The organism is Autumnicola edwardsiae (assembly GCF_031846505.1).
Lineage (GTDB): Bacteria > Bacteroidota > Bacteroidia > Flavobacteriales > Flavobacteriaceae > Autumnicola > Autumnicola edwardsiae.
In genome coordinates, this window is sequence record NZ_JAVRHP010000283.1 from 1 (window position 1) to 679 (window position 679).

1 protein-coding gene is annotated in these 679 nt (G+C 41.2%); it reads left to right on the plus strand.

Features of this window, described 5'->3' with window-relative positions:
- Positions 1-59 precede the first annotated feature (59 nt).
- Positions 60-679: DUF3875 domain-containing protein (locus RM529_RS17665; RefSeq protein ID WP_311486045.1), on the plus strand; the 620-nt coding region annotated here is incomplete at its 3' end.

The following is a 679-nucleotide window of genomic DNA, read 5'->3' on the forward strand; positions in this document are numbered from 1 at the left end:
CCAGATAGCGAAGGCATTCCCTAAAATCATCAGTAACAAAAGAAACTCCGGCATCGATTATGAACAAGATTAACCTTTCGGCATACCGACCCATCGCGGATATTCAGGACAATATCATTTTTGCCAACAATGGCAACGTAGTCTTATGTTACGAAGGCAACTTGCCCGAGATTTATTCCTTATCCGAAAAAGATTTTGAGGATATGCACGGAGCTTGGTTTCAGGCTTTGAAGTCATTACCCGTGGGTACGGTAATCCATAAACAGGATATTTATTTGAAAAAATCCTACTCTCCGGAACAACTTCCCAATAAAACCTTTTTGGAAAAGGCCACCCACGACCATTTTAAAGGGCGCGAATATATGGAGCACCGCTGTTTCCTGTTCTTTATCCTGACCAAGAACAAAGCGCTTAACAGTCCCAAATATGTCAACCCGTTCCGAAAGGTTTCCAAAAGTATTATCAGGGAACTCGATGATACCGTGCAACGTTTTATCGGTGCAGTAAGTGATTCGGTTTCCTTTATCAACAATAGCCGTAGAATGGAATTTCTTCCGCTTGAAGCGAGAGGGATTGAGCAACTGACCAATGGCTATTTTAATGGCTTCAATGAAGGCTTTGATACGGATATTTTACTTGAGAAAAAGAACGTCAATACAGGCGAAAATTATTTTGATGC